Below are 262 nucleotides of genomic sequence, written 5' to 3'. Positions count from 1 at the left end.
ATCCAAAACACTATCTGTTCGTGTACCCAAAAACCATAACGGGCGAACGCGATGGAGAGGAGACTGGTGAGCTATTGGGTTGTATTGCGGTCGATATAAAAGTTAATGCTGATACAAATAAGAGTGACCTTAATAGCACTGACAGTAAGAATAAAGCGTATATCGGCATGTTTGCGGTACATCCACAGCTGCAAGGGCAGGGCGTGGGTAATATAATTCTACAAGCGGCAGAGACTTTCGCAGGAAGACATTTGTCATCAAG

General features: G+C 44.3%; 1 protein-coding gene. It reads left to right on the top strand.

Annotation, left to right across the window (positions count from 1 at the left end):
- The coding region (locus AAEZ06_RS27550; RefSeq protein WP_350617292.1) for a GNAT family N-acetyltransferase at positions 1-262 on the top strand (262 nt) is incomplete at both ends.

It is taken from the genome of Pseudomonas sp. HY7a-MNA-CIBAN-0227 (assembly GCF_040310325.1).
Lineage (GTDB): Bacteria > Pseudomonadota > Gammaproteobacteria > Pseudomonadales > Pseudomonadaceae > Aquipseudomonas.
This window is presented reverse-complemented; position numbering and strand designations above follow the sequence as displayed.